This window comes from Flavobacterium sp. SLB02, assembly GCF_009664855.1.
Classification (GTDB): domain Bacteria; phylum Bacteroidota; class Bacteroidia; order Flavobacteriales; family Flavobacteriaceae; genus Flavobacterium.
The window spans coordinates 635,991-651,099 of sequence record NZ_CP045928.1; the positions used below are offsets into that span (position 1 = coordinate 635,991).

Genomic DNA, 15,109 nt, shown 5'->3' on the forward strand with positions numbered 1-15,109 from the left:
TAAGAGAAGCCTCAATCTTATTTTGAGGCTTCCTCTTTACATTAAAGGAAACTTATTTTTAAATTTAAAATTTCACTAATTATCATGAAAAATTATATAAAAATTCTTGGGTTACTGGCTATAACTGCACTTCAGTTTTCGTGCTCGAGTAATGATGCTGCGGATACAGAACCGGTGAACCCACCAGATGCAACTGATACTTTTATCAGAGCATCAGATGTTTCTTTTCTTCCTCAAATGGAATCTTTGGGAACTAAATTTTACAGCAACGGCAAAGCCGAAGCAATGCTTACCACACTAAAAAATGCTGGCTGTAATACCGTGAGAATTCGTTTATGGAAAAATCCTGTAAACGGTCGTTCGGGTTTAAACGAAGTAAAACAATTAGCTCAGAAAGCAAGACAAGCTGGATTAAGAGTCTGGCTTACCGTTCACTATTCTGACAATTGGGCTGATCCAGGCGTTCAAACCACTCCGGAAGAATGGAAAAATCTAAATTTTGCAGATTTAAAAACGGCCGTTATCAATTATACATCAACCATAATGACAGAAATCAATCCTGATATTATTCAGATAGGTAATGAAATAAATAGTGGGTTATTATGGCCGCAAGGAAATCTAATCAGTAATGAGCAACAATGTATAGCGCTATTAACTGCAGCGAGCGCAACAGTTCGCAGTAAAGCGCCCAACACAAAAATAATGATTCATTATGCGGGTGTAGATGGCGGTGCTACAGATTGGTTTTTTACTAAAATGAAAAGTATCGATTACGATTATATCGGATTATCTTATTATCCGGTTTGGCACGGTAAAGACTTAACAGTAGTAAAAAATACCATTGATGCTGTAGGAAAAAAATTCAGTAAAAAAGTCCTTATTGCAGAAACCGCATATCCTTTTACTTTATTACATAATGACCAGACGAATAATATTGTAGGAACAAACGATCAGCTAGTACCTGGATATCCGGCAACTCCGGCGGGACAAAGAACTTTTGTGATGGATATTAAAAACATAGTAAAGACATCCGAATTTGGACAAGGATTTGCATATTGGGGAGGCGAATGGGTTGCTTTTAAAGGACCACAATCGACAAGCGGTTCTACATTCGAAAATCAGGCTTTGTATAGTTTTGATAATAATGCCTTGTCAGTAATGCAAGCTTTCAGTAAAGAATAAAACATGAAAAAATCACTTAAAATTGTATCTTTTTTAATGCTAATGGGCCTTGCGTTTACTTCGTGTAAACCAAAAATGATTAGCGAAAAAAACTCCTTTTCAAATGGGGCAGATGTAGGCTGGCTGCCACAAATGGAAGCAACAGGCTATAAATTTTATGATGCAGACGGTTCTCAAAAAGACTGTCTGCAATTATTAAAAGACCGTGGAATAAATACTATTCGTTTGCGTGTTTGGGTAAATCCAAATGATGATAAAGCAAGCGGACACTGCAGTCCCCTAGAAACGGTTGTTATGGCTGTTCGCGCACAAAAAATGGGAATGCGTATCATGATCGATTTTCATTACAGCGATTCGTGGGCAGATCCCGGCAAACAAAATAAGCCTGCAGCATGGGTAAAACATTCTTTTCCGGAATTGTTAACCGATGTGTATCAGCATACTTATGATGTTTTGAAAATGCTAAAAAAAGCAGGAGTAACTCCGGAATGGGTTCAGGTTGGAAACGAAATTCCAGGCGGTATGCTTTGGCCGGAAGGCAGTACAGACAACTTTAGTCAATTGGCACAATTGCTTGATAAAGGATATGAAGCTACAAAAGGCATCGACCCAAAAATTAAAGTAATTGTTCATTTGGACGAAGGAAATAAAAGCGAAAAATTCAGATGGTTTTTTGACAAAGCGACTGAAAATAAGGTGAAATATGATGTAATTGGTTTATCGTATTATCCGTATTGGATCAAAACCGATTATCAAAGTACTATTTTAGATTTAGAAAATAATCTAAAAGATATGGCAACCCGCTATAATAAAGAAGTAATGGTGGTTGAAGTTGGTGGTGATTTTGAACAAGTACAAAATACCAAAGAAATGCTTGAAGCAACTATAAAGGCAGTAAAAAGTGTACCTAATAATAAAGGTTTAGGCGTGATTTATTGGGAACCACAAGGCGAAAAGAGCTGGAGTGGTTATCAATTGAATGCCTGGCTTTCTGATGGAAAACCGTCACCGGCATTGGATGCTTTCAAAAATTAAATAAAAAATTAAATTTACTATTAACAAACTAAGTTAAACCATTGGTTGTAATTATTTTTAACACATAGAAACATAGCATTACTGAACTCAAAAAAAGGCGTTTCACTTGTATTAACACATCCCGATAGCTATCGGGACTATGTGTGAGAAACGAGTTCTTTTTGATTTACTTTTTTCAAAATCAGAAAATCTATGTTTCTATGTGTTTAATTAAATTTTTGTCCATTTCATTCAACGGATTAAGATTTAAGCCAAATGCTCTTAGTATCTTAATGGTGAAAAAATAAAAAATAAAATGAAATTAATTTTTAGATCAATACTATCGTTTTTTCTTCTGATTTTTTCGTCTGGAAAAATGATGTCACAATCTACTACTGTTTTAAAAGACAACTGGCGCTTTTCTAAAGACGTAAAAGGAGATGCTTTTTCTGTAGGTTTTAATGCTTCGAAATGGGAAAAAGTCAGCATTCCGCACGATTGGGCGATTTATGGACCTTTTGATAAAGAATGGGACAAACAAGTTTCGGCAATTGAGCAAAATGGAGAAAAAGTGCCTACCGAAAAAACGGGCCGTACCGGAGCATTGCCGCATATTGGTACAGGCTGGTATCGTAATACATTTTCTATTCCGGAATTTAAAAAAGGAAAAAAAGCACTTCTTATTTTCGAAGGCGCTATGAGTGAACCTCAGGTTTATTTAAACGGAAAAAAGGTAGGAGAATGGGGTTACGGTTATAGCTATTTTTATATTGACATTAGCAAAGATCTTATTCCGGGAGCAGAAAACCTGCTGGCAGTAAAATTGACCAATGAACCATTTTCGTCAAGATGGTATCCCGGAGCCGGTTTATACAGAAAAGTGAGTATCGTGGTAAAAGAGCAGGAAAGTTTTACGCAATGGGGAACTTTTATTACCACTCCTGACATCAATGAAAATACCGCTGTTGTGGATCTTAAAGCAGAAGTTAATGGCGATAATCTGTCAATGCTAACGCAAATAAAAGATGCAGATAATAATGTAGTAGTGACACAGAAAGAGACAGAAATGAAAGACGGAAAATTTCATCAAAGTATTGCTGTTGCCAAACCTCATTTATGGAGCCCTGAAACGCCCTATTTGTATACCGCGATTACTAAATTATACGCAGCTGACGGAACTTTAAAAGACGAACAAAGTATAAAATTTGGTATCAGATCGATTAAATACGAACCGCATATTGGCTTTAGTCTTAACGGAAAAGTAACAAAATTTAAAGGGGTTTGTCTTCATCATGACCTTGGACCTCTTGGTGTTGCAGTAAATAAAGCGGCGCTTAGAAGACAGCTTACGATTCTGAAAGATATGGGCTGTAACGCCATTAGAAGTTCTCATAATATGCCGTCTTTTGAACAGCTTGAATTGGCTGACGAAATGGGATTTATGTTTCTGGCTGAAAGTTTTGATGAATGGGCAAAGCCAAAGGTAAAAAACGGATATCATCGTTTTTTTGAAGAATATGCAGAGAAAGATATTGTAAATCTGGTAAGAGCCACACGAAATCATCCTTGTATTGTAATGTGGAGTTCAGGAAATGAAGTTCCGGATCAATATGGAGCCGAAGGTTTAAAAAGAGCTAAGTTTTTACAGGATGTTTTTCATAGAGAAGATCCTACGCGCCCGGTAACGGTGGGAATGGATCAGGTAAAACAAACTATGGAATCCGGTTTTGGGGCTTTATTAGATGTACCTGGTTTGAATTACAGAGTGCATCTTTATGAAGAAGCGTACAAATCATTTCCGCAAGGATTTATTTTGGGTTCAGAAACAGCTTCAACAGTGAGTTCAAGAGGAATTTATAAATTTCCTGTTGTGCAGCAAAAAGAGAAGCAATACAATGATCTTCAATCTTCATCTTATGATCTTGAAGCTTGCAGCTGGTCGAATGTTCCTGATGAAGATTTTGTATTGCAGGATGATAAACCTTGGGTTATAGGCGAATTTGTCTGGACAGGTTTTGATTATTTAGGAGAGCCAACGCCTTATGATGAAAAATGGCCATCAAGAAGTTCTTATTTCGGTATTTCAGATTTAGCAGGACTTCCTAAAGACCGTTTTTATTTGTACAGAAGCAGATGGAATAAGCAGGATAAAACGCTTCATATATTGCCACATTGGAACTGGAAAGGAAGAGAAGGCGAGATTACTCCTGTTTTTGTTTACACAAACTATGACAGCGCAGAGCTTTTTGTAAATGGAAAAAGCATGGGCGTTCAGAAAAAAAACAATTCAACTCCGCAAAACCGCTATCGTTTAATGTGGAATGATGTGAAATACGAACCTGGAACGGTAAAAGTGGTAGCATTTGATTCGAATGGTAAAATAGCTGCCGAAAGCGAGGTTAAAACAGCCACAGATGCCTATAAAATTGTTCTCGAAGCAGATCGCGAAACTATTAAGGCTGACGGAGAAGATATTTCTTTTGTAACGGTTTCGGTTGTGGATAAAAACGGAATTCCGTGTCCTACAGCAATCAATGAACTAAACTTTAAAGTAACTGGCGCTGCAACTTACAGAGCTGCTTGTAATGGCGATGCCACATCATTAGAAATATTTCATGAAAATAAAATGAAGCTTTTCAGCGGAAAACTCGTCGTTTTGGTTAAAGCAGTCAAAACTGCTGGAGCAATACAATTGGAAGTAACAGGTAAAGGACTTCAGAAAGGGAAGATAAATTTAAAGTCTGAACTTTAGTAATTACAATATTGCAATAACATTAAAAAGTTTGCAGAGATTAAGTTAGTTAGTTAAAAAGCCACTCAAATCGAGTGGCTTTTTGTTTTTGTTAAAACTAGTTTGTAACTACCGCATCATTAGGATAAACAACACCTTCGTAGCAAGCATTATAAATGTCTTTCAAATCTTCCAGGTTTGTTACTCTTGGATTAAAACCGGTACATGGATCAATTAATGCATTATTGGCAATGTAATCCAGATTTTTGTCCCAGTCTTCTTTTGAAATTCCAAATTCTTTTAGAGAAGAAATATTGTTGACTCTTTTTCTTAATCCTTCAATAGACTGTGCCAGTTCTTCAGCAGTTTCAAGTCCAATTACTTTTGCCAGTGATGGAAATTTAGTAGTAGCCGAATTATTATATCGAATAACGTTAGGTAAGAAGATCGCATTTGCACATCCGTGCGGAATACCATATAAAGCACCTACCTGATGAGACAACGAGTGAACAATTCCTAACCATGCATTATTAAAAGCTAAACCTCCCATAAATGAAGCATCGTGCATATTTTGACGTGCAGTAATATTTGAAGGATTTTTTACAGCTTCTTCCAGATTATCAAAAACAATTTCTAATCCGCCTTTTGCTAAAACATCAGCAAAATTATCATCAATATTAGAAACATAGGCTTCAACACAATGTGTTAACGCATCTAAACCTGTATTTGATGTTACATGAGCTGGCATCGAGGCACAAATTTCTCCATCGATTATGGCAATATCCGGAGTTAATTCATATGAAACAATTGGATATTTTACTCCTTTTTCACGATCTGTGATTACCGCCAAACCTGTTGTTTCAGTTCCTGTTCCGCTAGTAGACGGAATGGCTATAAATCTGGCTTTGTTTCTAAGTACCGGTACGCTAAACGGTTTAATAAGTGAATCAAATTCGATATTTGGGTGTTCGTAAAAAATCCACATTGTTTTAGCAGCATCAATTGCAGAACATCCACCAATACCTACGATCCAGTCCGGCTGAAACTCACGCATAGCTTCCGCACCTTTAAAACTGGTTGCTGATGACGGATCTTCTTCGACACCATCAAATACAAAAGTTGCTATTCCTGCTTCGTTCAAAAATGCCAAAGCTTTATCCAGCGTTCCGCTTTTTTTCATCGAACTTCCGCCAGTTACGATAAAAGCTTTTTTACCTTTTATATTTTTTAATTCTTCAAGACTTCCGGGACCATGGAAAACTTCTCCTGCAACAAATAGTTTGCTCATCTTTAAATAGTATTTAATTATTGATGCAAAGTTAAATGCGAGGGCAGGGCAGTATGTTATACAAACAAGACTATGCGGTATAAATTTGCGCCAATTCCTGCTGAAGTTCGGTAGGTGTTTCTTTGAGTTTTGCCCGTACAAATTTATTAAGTGCTGACGGAGAACTAAATCCCAGCTCAAAAGCAATTTCTTTGTGTGAGAGATCAGAAAACAATAATTGACGTTTGATTTCTGTCAGGATCCTATTATGAATCGCATTTATTGCAGTTTCACCACAATGCTTTTTGGTTATTTCATTGAGTTTTTTAGGACTAATAGAAAGTTGTGACGCGTAGTATTGCACTGTGCGTTCACTTTTATATTGTTGATTTAATAATTTTTTAAAACCAATATAAATATGCTGATTTGTTTTTTGATGTAATACAGGATGTTGACCATGTACAGATTCTATAAGTCCCAATAAAAACACTTTGATGTAAAAGCGGGCTTGTTCTTTTTTGACAAGGCTTGGTTTATTGTAAATATTCTGAATGTTTTTTACAAGGGCAATTGCTTCTTCGAATTCCTGATTGGGAAGTGCTGTACAATTAAGATTGGCAGAAAGATTTACGTTATAAGGACTTAACTCGTTTTTTAATATATCGGAACAAAATAGTACTTCTTCAAATAAAATTATTTTACCGGTTAAGTCATCGCTAAAATTAGATAAAAAGCAAATTTGTTCCGGAAAGATAATAGAAATTTTCCCTGTTTTGAGAAAATGAATTTTGTCTTCGATCTGTATTTCAACTTTTCCTTTTGCTACAACGATAATAAAAAAGTGATCATTTTTGTGCGGTTGCTGATAGCTTTTTAAATGTTCCTTTTCTAAATCAAAAACACGAAATGATAAATTTTTATCTTCTGTTTTTTGAAGATTTTTTTTAAGCTCGGACCTTTTTATGTTCATTAGATATATTTCTAATACCAAACAGCTTTTTTAAGTTGTGTGATATTGACTGGATTTTGTTATTGAGATATTTTATTTAGGGAAACTAAAACGAATAATAATTTTGCAAATTTAAACAATAGTGCAATATTATTATTCGTTAGTTCGCTATTTTAAATACTTGTATAAAAAAAGCTGGTTTTTGTTATATATCTGGAACGTTTATCTGCTTACAAGAGCAATTTCTTTCCATGATTTATGAAACAGATTAAAAAGCTCATTAGAATCAACATCAATTTCAGAAGCAGAATACATTAATGTTAATTGATTCGTTTCTTTGTTAAGAGCCATATTCCAAAGCATTTTAGAAAGTCTTCCTTTGTATTTTTCAGGATTATTGATAGTAACCACAACCAAAGTATCTCCTCCGTTTTTTTCTGATTGAATATCGGCTACATCTTCCCAGTTTACAATGCCAAATGATTTTGACATAGGCGTAGTTTTGCCATAAAAGTTGTGTTTATTGAGTTCAATTAAAGGGCTTTTGTCTTTTAAGCTCAGTACACTTTTTAATAAAAGAATAAACATGATTAAAAATGCTGCCCCTGAAAATACAAGTGGTTTTATTTTGAGCTCGTTATCAAATATTCCGGCACTATAGATTATAACAAGAAGCAGAATAAGACAGACTCCCAAAGAGGTGAATAATAGTTTTTTTGTTTTCTTTGAATTTCTGTAAAGTTGAATTCCATTGCCTGTTGTGTTAATTTCCTGCATTTTAAATTGAATTGATTGTTTGTATTTGAATATTTATTGACCCATTGGGTGAAATTATTTTTAACACATAGAAACATAGAATTACTGAACTTAAGAAAGACGTTTTACTTGCATTAACACATCCCGATAGCTATCGGGAATATGTGTTAGAAACAAGTTTCTTTCAATAATCTTTTCAAAAATATAAAATCTATGTTTCTATGTGTTTAATTTATTTTTTTATGCGTGACACCCAACAGGTTTATTTATTTATATTTAATTTATTTAAAAATTCGTCCAATGATTTTTCCAATATCAGCAAAATCATCCAGATTGCTTACGGCTCTTTTTTCGGTAACCGTTTTGTCCATTTTCGAAAAAGGATAAATTAGAATATAATTATTGTTGTTGAGGTTTTTATTTAAAATTTCCGGGACATTTTGCATTTGCGGAATATAGGAATGCATTCCTCTGTCTGCCATTAGTATAATCAAACCTTCGTCCTGTTCTAAAGTACAGGCAGCTTCCTGGGCTTCCTGCCATGTTGTTACAGTATTAAAAATGGCTTCAATATTGGCTTTTTTAATAATACTCTTTAAAATTTCGGTTGTTTTATCATTGGCATAAAAACTCATTTTGGCCCCTGAGTTTTTACCTATATTCCAAACCCTTAACAAGGAATGAAAAAAACCGGGCTCACGTTCTGCATTTGCAGGAATTAGTACAGCGTATTTTTTTATAGTAGCAACGGGTTGAACGGCATGATATATAATAACATTTATTTCCTTGTTGCGCAGGTAACCGTTATAAAGATTATAGGTGAATGAAGATGAAAAGCCTTTTTCTTCCTCCAGTCCAATGATGAGATCTGTAATATTTTGTTCCTTGGCAACATTGCTTATCCCTAATACGACATCATTATCATATCGGGTAATAGGATTTAGTTTTACATCTGCTCCGGCAGCCATATTTACAGCTTCGCCAAGCAATTTTTCTGCATTTTTAGACGAAGATTCACTTTTATCTTCATTGATAATATTTACGGCAAACAGGCTGTCTTTATTGGTTTGTGTTTTGATGAGCAAACCAAGATTTACTATTTTTTCAACGGTATTTTCATGGTTTAATGCCAAAAGGATTTTTTCATTTTCATGACTTGTTCCTGCAACCGTTTCTTCTTTATCTGAATCTGCAATTCTTTGTGCACTTGCCATCGAAACAAATGATGAAATTGTACAGGAAACCAGGATAAGTAAAATACTTCCGTTTAGCACGTGTTCATTCAAAAGTCGGACAGGTTCTCCTGCTTCATTTTCGAACAAAATAATATTGTATCCTACCATTACAGAAGCCAGTGTTGCAGCTGCAGAGGCGGCGCTCATCCCGAAAATAAGCGTACCCTCGTCATTGGTAAGGCTGAATGTTTTTTTGGTCAAAATAGCGGCTGCATATTTCCCCCCAATAGAAGCTATCAGCATTACTGAAGCTACACCCAGCGTTTCCCAACTCTGAATAAAAGCGTTAAAATCGATAAGCATACCAACACTTATAAGAAAGAAGGGAATGAAAATCGCGTTTCCAACAAATTCTACACGGTTCATAAGCGATGAGGTATGCGGTATAAGTCGGTTAAGGGCAAGTCCGGCAAAGAAAGCTCCAATGATGGCTTCAATTCCGGCTAATTCGGCCAGTAAAGCAGCAAGGTATATCATGACAATGACAAATATATACTGCGAAATTTTATCCTCGACATTCTTAAAAAACCAGCGCGCTATAATAGGAAACACAAGTAAAACAATCAAAGCAAATACCAGCATAGAAACGGATAATTTTACCCAGAATGAAGTTCCTACTTCTCCCTGCGACATACCTACGACGACGGCTAAAACGACCAGTGACAATACATCGGTAATCATTGTTCCGCCAACAGTTATGTTTACAGCCAGTTTTTTGGCGATGCCAAGTTTGCTTATCATTGGATATACAATAAGAGTATGCGACGAAAAAAGGCTGGCAAAAAGTACGGTAGTTAAAACTGAAAAATGCAAGACATAGTAACCGCCAATAAGTCCCAGTACAAAAGGCACTATAAAAGTATAAATCGAAAAGGTGATACTCTTCCATTTGTTCTTTTTAAAATCACCCATGTCAATTTCAAGTCCTGCTAAAAACATGATATAAAGAAGTCCGGTTGTACCCGTTACCACAACGCTGCTGTCCCTGGCAAGCACATTAAATCCGTTTGGGCCTATGACAGCTCCGGCTATAATAAGACCTAAAAGATGCGGTACTTTTATTTTATTGAGCAAAAGCGGAATACATAATATTATGACAAGCTCAATCAGGAATTTTAACAGCGGATCTTCTATGGGGAGGCTTACGTGTTGTATACTTAGTAACATATTTTATTTTTTTTGAGGAAGAGTAAGTTCAACAGAAAATCTTGCTGTACAATTATCCTGTCCTGTTATGGTCTGAGTACCTTTTATAACATTGTTTTTGATATCATCAAGAACTACATTCATTTTTACACCATTTTTAGAGATAGTGTCGGTTTTAAATTCAAGCAATATTTTATCCTCAATATATTTTGCCTGAAACACACGAATGAGCTTTTTGTTGTTTAAAACATTCGTATAAATTCCGGTTGAATCTGATAAAAATTGCCAGGTTTCGTTGCGCTGATCTCCAATTACATATTTACTACAGTTAGATTCACGACACAACATTTTACTGTTCCAGATTCCCTGAATGTTTTCCGGCCATTCTTTTATAGAGAAGGTAATGTCTTTTACGGTATCTTTTAAAGCGTAAATACTGTCGCGAAACTGGAGCAGGGATTGATAGTCTGATTCCTTTTCGGCTATTTTTTCTTCTCTTACATTCAAAGCTTGTTCTCTTTCTTGCAGTTCAAGTTCTTTTTTGTTTTCACATGAAATAAAAAGGAATGTAAGGATCAATAATAGAGGGATTTTTTTCATAAAACAGGTCTTATGGATTACATTTTGTGGAAATAAAAATGCACACTTTTACGAGTGCAAAAGAAACTTAGGTACTACAAGGTACTAAAATAATTAGGAAAAAGCCTGTTTTTGGCTCATTAAGATTTAACTGGTTTTACTTTTGGCTGAAAAAAATTGGAGTATTAAACATTAGAAGATACATATAAAACACATGCAGATGATTCTGTAATAAGTGACTATGTTTCTTTTTTATGGATGATGAGCAGCTTTTGTAAAAATCTATTATTGTTTTAAAAAAAAATTGGCTTAAAGTTATTGAGTTAACCTTATTTTTATTGAGTTAATGTGATGCCTTAAATTCAAGTACATTTATTTTAAAAATAATTACAATTACTATTTATAATGCATTTCAAATACCTACTGATTTTTTTTGTTTTATTTTCAATTAAATCAAACTCGCAAATTTCTCAGATTGTAGAAGAGAAAAAAAATTTCCGGGCAGCAGATTCGCTTTTAAAAGAGCCCAGTTTTTCTGTTCACAAAGACAATTATTTTTTAACGGGAGTGCCTGTCAATACCGATATTACAAGAAATACTGCTGATGTAAAATATCAGGTAAGTTTTAAATTACGATTGAATTCAAAGCCTTTGTGGGGTGGATTTTTTCCCTATTTAATGTATACCCAAAAGGCGTTTTGGGATATTTATGCAAGTTCAAAACCATTCTCAGAAATTAATTTTAATCCCGGTGTAGCGATTGTTCGTCCGTTTTATCTAAAAGGAGGAAGGCTTACGTATGGAAGCGTCTCATTCGAACATGAATCAAATGGAAGGGATTCTATTTACTCAAGAACCTGGAACATGCTTGCTTTTTCTTTAAAATCTCAGATTTCTCCACGATGGATTGTTGGTTTAAGAGGATGGATTCCGCTTGTGGATAAAGAGGATAATCCCGGACTTACCAAATATGTAGGTTATGGCGAAGCGAGTGCCACGTATCAGATACAACCCGGACGATGGAGCGCGGACATTCTTTTCAGGAAAGGAAGCGGTCTTATTAATTACGGATCCTTACAGACACAAGTAAACTGGAGGCCATACAAAAGCGAGAATTATTATCTCACGCTACAATGGTTTGTGGGGTATACAGAAAGTTTGATCGATTATCAGGAACACAAAAGCATGGTGCGTATAGGATTTACGATCAAACCTGAAAATATGGGTATTTTCTAAATTCACATCAATTTTTATTTGCTGCCCAAAATATAGAATTTCTTAAAAGGGTAGTGTAAGCTTCATTTTGAAACAATTCAGGCGAATGCCCCATAAAGATGTAAACATTACGGGATTTAAAATGGTTGTTTGTCCAAATTACGGGATGATCGCCCATTTTTATTTTTGAATCAGGCTCATAAGTAGATTCATCTACTGAGCCTATGACCTGTACATTTGACCGAGGGCTTTTATTATACGTATACCATTCTTCGGTATTCACAAAAAAGTTTGAAGGAACTCCTTTTGTTATAGGATGCAATGAATCTTCAATGTTTACTTTGGCTCTGGCGAAAGTGGGAATATAATCTAAAAACTTTATACCGCCCATAAAATCAGAAAACCATTGCCAGATTGGGTATCCGTCGAATTCGCCCAATAAAGTAGCATGATGTAATCCTACCCAGCCGCCTTTGCCATTATTCATATATTTCTCAAAAGCTTTCATAGATTCTTTGCTCCAGGTATAAGGAGGATAATCCAGTTTTATAAAAACCTGATATTTTTTTAGAAGAGCTTCGTTTATTGTTTTAGTACTTTCGACATAATCAATAGTACAACTGCTATCGACAGCGAGTTTGTTTAGCCAGGGCTTTGCAGCCTTGGTAAAAGCCAGATGATGTCCGCCATTTTCGTATAAAACCAAAACTTTGAATTTTGATTTTTTTGACTTCTGGGCAGTACAATTGGTCTGAAAAAAGAAGCAGAATATTACCAAACAGATTACTAGTATCGAATTTTTCATTGAATTATCAAATTGCTATTTTACTCATTGATAGTCGCTATTACATTTTCTCTACGACCTGTTTTTAAATCAATGACTTCAAATTTTTTGGTAGAAGAAAAAGAACCTATATCGGTATCACTATTGATTAAAATGCCACCAACTAGAATAACGTATTTGCAATTGTATGTAGTAGCAGCAACTAATTCCTCAATGCGTTTATCGATCGAATCGTAGATTATTTCTGTGGCTTCATAAAGCGGTATTTCGGCTTTTAGGATTCTTTCTTTCTGTTTGAACAGGATTTGTTCAATACTATTCATCTGATAATCTATTTCTGTAATATGGCCTGGTTTGATAGTATTATTGATTAGTTTATGCAAAGCACCATTGGCTGCACCACAACAACCCGAAGGTTTATTTTGTCCAAAGCGATTAATCTCACCAATAATTCCTTCTTTCGAAATACCAATATGTGGTCCGTAATAGATAAAAACGGCTCCGTCATCAGGAACATGACTCGCAAATGCCTGCATTCCAGTTAATCCCGTAAAAGGAAATCCGTCTAAACCTCCCATTTTAAAAGGGCCCAGAAATTCATTTGTTCGTACAGGATATTGAATACTATTTACATCATCACTGCAAATACTGTCTGCAAACATGATTTGCGCAGGTTCCAGATCTAGTTTTTCTTCTACATAATCAATGATTTTGTTCATAAAATCAATGGTAGTCAATGCATCAGGATAGTATTTTCTAATAATTTCTAGTTTTTCTCTTTTTTTCATTCTCAACAAGGGTTAAAATTTTGCGGTATTGCAGTGTTAAGGAAAGATGCATAAGATCTTGAGAAGATCTTAATTCCGAGGAAAGAGTAAAGTTAAATAATTTATTAAAGAACTTATTGAACCTTATTTATTTTCTTATAAAGAATTTTAAGAAAGTAGGTTTGTATATTTATAAAATACTGAAATTGTAGGGTTTAACTTTTTTTATTAAATTTGATATGACAATTTCTAGCAATACCTGTTATGGAAAAATTAAAACGCCCGGTTTATGTCAAAGCGGGTACTGATGATTTTTTTAAAAAGATGCGCACAGAAGTGAACGAAACTATTTTACAAAATTCATCCTTGTACCTATTAAATATCGTTAAGTCAATAGGACTTTTAGTTCTCTTTTTCCTATTTTATTCCTGTATTTTGCTGTTTGGAAACAGTATTTCTTTATTATTTCTTTTTTATATTTTGTGCGGGATTACCATGATTGTGCTTTTTATCAATGCATTTCATGATGCGGCACATGGGGCATTGTTTAAGAAATCAAAGCATAACGAATGGTTTATGTATGTACTGGAATTATTTGGCGGTAATCATTGGCTCTGGACACGCCGCCACATTAATCTTCATCATGCTTATCCTAATGTTCCCGATTGGGATATTGATATTAAACAAAGTGATATCATCAGGATTTTTCCCAGTAGTCCGTTGTTTCATTATCACAAGTACCAGCATATTTATATGTGGCTTATTTATCCTTTTTATAGTTTGAACTGGATTTATGTAAGGGATTTTAAAGACTTCTTTGGAAATAAGGATAATTACGTAAAAAAAGTAGTAGATAAAATTCCTCAAAGAGAAGTGCTGAGGTTGTTTGCAGCGAAAATCATCAACCTTGCTTATTTGCTCTTTATTCCAATATTCGTCCTAAATCAGCCGTGGCATATTATTTTAGCAGCCTGGTTGGCCATGCATTTGTGCGGAAGCATGTTGGGAGTTGTAGCTCTTGTTTCGACACATGTAGATGAAGATGCTCATTTTCCTGTTACTGATCATGAAGGAAATCTTTCGGCTACCTGGGCAATGCATCAAATGATTGTAACAAAAGATTTTAGTACCAATAGTAAATTAGCCAATTTTTTGTACGGAGGTTTTACACATCATGTTGCACATCATCTATTCCCTGGCGTTGGACATACTTATTACCCTTATATTACACCAATTATAAAACGTTATGCCAGGGAGTATAATCTTCCTTATACCTCATATCCCTTTTATCATGCCGTTCGCTCGCACTTTCGAATGCTTAAAAGCAAAGGCACAAAGGAAAATATTATGATGACCGGTGAGATCTGATATTTGATTTTGGATTTATCTTATATTGTTGATTTTTAAGACCTCTTTTCTTCTTTTTTGTGAGTTTTTGATAAACAGTTGTGAAAAAATAATCAGCTTTGTAATAAGTAACCCTT

Annotated in this window: 12 protein-coding genes; 5 read left to right on the forward strand and 7 right to left on the reverse strand. The window is 34.9% G+C overall.

What is annotated here, in order from left to right; genetic code table 11:
- Positions 1 to 84: 84 nt before the first annotated feature.
- From GIY83_RS02810 to GIY83_RS02820, 3 genes are all read left to right on the forward strand, one after another.
- The gene (locus tag GIY83_RS02810; protein ID WP_208684598.1) at positions 85 to 1,182 is read left to right on the forward strand and encodes a glycosyl hydrolase 53 family protein; all 1,098 of its coding nucleotides are present in this window, start codon (positions 85 to 87) and stop codon (positions 1,180 to 1,182) included.
- A gap of 75 nt (positions 1,183 to 1,257) precedes the next feature.
- A complete protein-coding gene (locus tag GIY83_RS02815; RefSeq protein ID WP_229029193.1) occupies positions 1,258 to 2,217 on the forward strand; it encodes a glycosyl hydrolase 53 family protein in 960 nt (319 codons plus the stop codon).
- A 355-nt stretch (positions 2,218 to 2,572) separates the two neighbouring features.
- Complete coding sequence (locus GIY83_RS02820) at positions 2,573 to 4,948, forward strand: DUF4982 domain-containing protein (protein ID WP_229029194.1); 2,376 nt, start codon at positions 2,573 to 2,575, stop codon at positions 4,946 to 4,948.
- Positions 4,949 to 5,045: 97 nt separating this feature from the next.
- On the opposite strand, the gene GIY83_RS02825 is transcribed toward GIY83_RS02820, so the two are convergent.
- From GIY83_RS02825 to GIY83_RS02845, 5 genes are all read right to left on the reverse strand, one after another.
- Positions 5,046 to 6,215 (reverse strand): iron-containing alcohol dehydrogenase, encoded by a 1,170-nt coding sequence (locus GIY83_RS02825; protein WP_208684601.1) that lies wholly within the window; start codon positions 6,213 to 6,215, stop codon positions 5,046 to 5,048.
- A gap of 70 nt (positions 6,216 to 6,285) precedes the next feature.
- Positions 6,286 to 7,164, reverse strand: a complete 879-nt coding sequence (locus tag GIY83_RS02830) for a helix-turn-helix transcriptional regulator (RefSeq protein ID WP_194619002.1) — start codon at positions 7,162 to 7,164, stop codon at positions 6,286 to 6,288.
- A gap of 201 nt (positions 7,165 to 7,365) precedes the next feature.
- Positions 7,366 to 7,920, reverse strand: a complete 555-nt coding sequence (locus tag GIY83_RS02835; RefSeq protein WP_194619000.1) for an STM3941 family protein — start codon at positions 7,918 to 7,920, stop codon at positions 7,366 to 7,368.
- Between the two features lie 260 nt (positions 7,921 to 8,180).
- Complete coding sequence (locus GIY83_RS02840; protein WP_194618998.1) at positions 8,181 to 10,301, reverse strand: cation:proton antiporter; 2,121 nt, start codon at positions 10,299 to 10,301, stop codon at positions 8,181 to 8,183.
- Between the two features lie 3 nt (positions 10,302 to 10,304).
- Positions 10,305 to 10,880: a hypothetical protein gene (locus GIY83_RS02845; protein ID WP_194618996.1), complete on the reverse strand. Its 576-nt coding sequence runs from the start codon at positions 10,878 to 10,880 to the stop codon at positions 10,305 to 10,307.
- A 546-nt stretch (positions 10,881 to 11,426) separates the two neighbouring features.
- Here GIY83_RS02845 and GIY83_RS02850 point away from each other — a divergent pair.
- On the forward strand, positions 11,427 to 12,095 hold the full coding sequence (locus tag GIY83_RS02850; protein ID WP_229029195.1) for a phospholipase A: 669 nt from the start codon (positions 11,427 to 11,429) through the stop codon (positions 12,093 to 12,095).
- Between the two features lie 7 nt (positions 12,096 to 12,102).
- Here GIY83_RS02850 and GIY83_RS02855 read toward each other — a convergent pair whose 3' ends face one another.
- Both GIY83_RS02855 and GIY83_RS02860 read right to left on the reverse strand, forming a co-directional pair.
- Positions 12,103 to 12,780, reverse strand: a complete 678-nt coding sequence (locus GIY83_RS02855) for a ThuA domain-containing protein (RefSeq protein WP_229029196.1) — start codon at positions 12,778 to 12,780, stop codon at positions 12,103 to 12,105.
- Between the two features lie 119 nt (positions 12,781 to 12,899).
- On the reverse strand, positions 12,900 to 13,646 hold the full coding sequence (locus GIY83_RS02860) for a hypothetical protein (RefSeq protein ID WP_208684605.1): 747 nt from the start codon (positions 13,644 to 13,646) through the stop codon (positions 12,900 to 12,902).
- 243 nt (positions 13,647 to 13,889) lie between these two features.
- On the opposite strand from GIY83_RS02860, the gene GIY83_RS02865 reads away from it, so the two are divergent.
- Complete coding sequence (locus GIY83_RS02865; RefSeq protein ID WP_208684607.1) at positions 13,890 to 14,993, forward strand: fatty acid desaturase; 1,104 nt, start codon at positions 13,890 to 13,892, stop codon at positions 14,991 to 14,993.
- Positions 14,994 to 15,109: the final 116 nt, after the last annotated feature.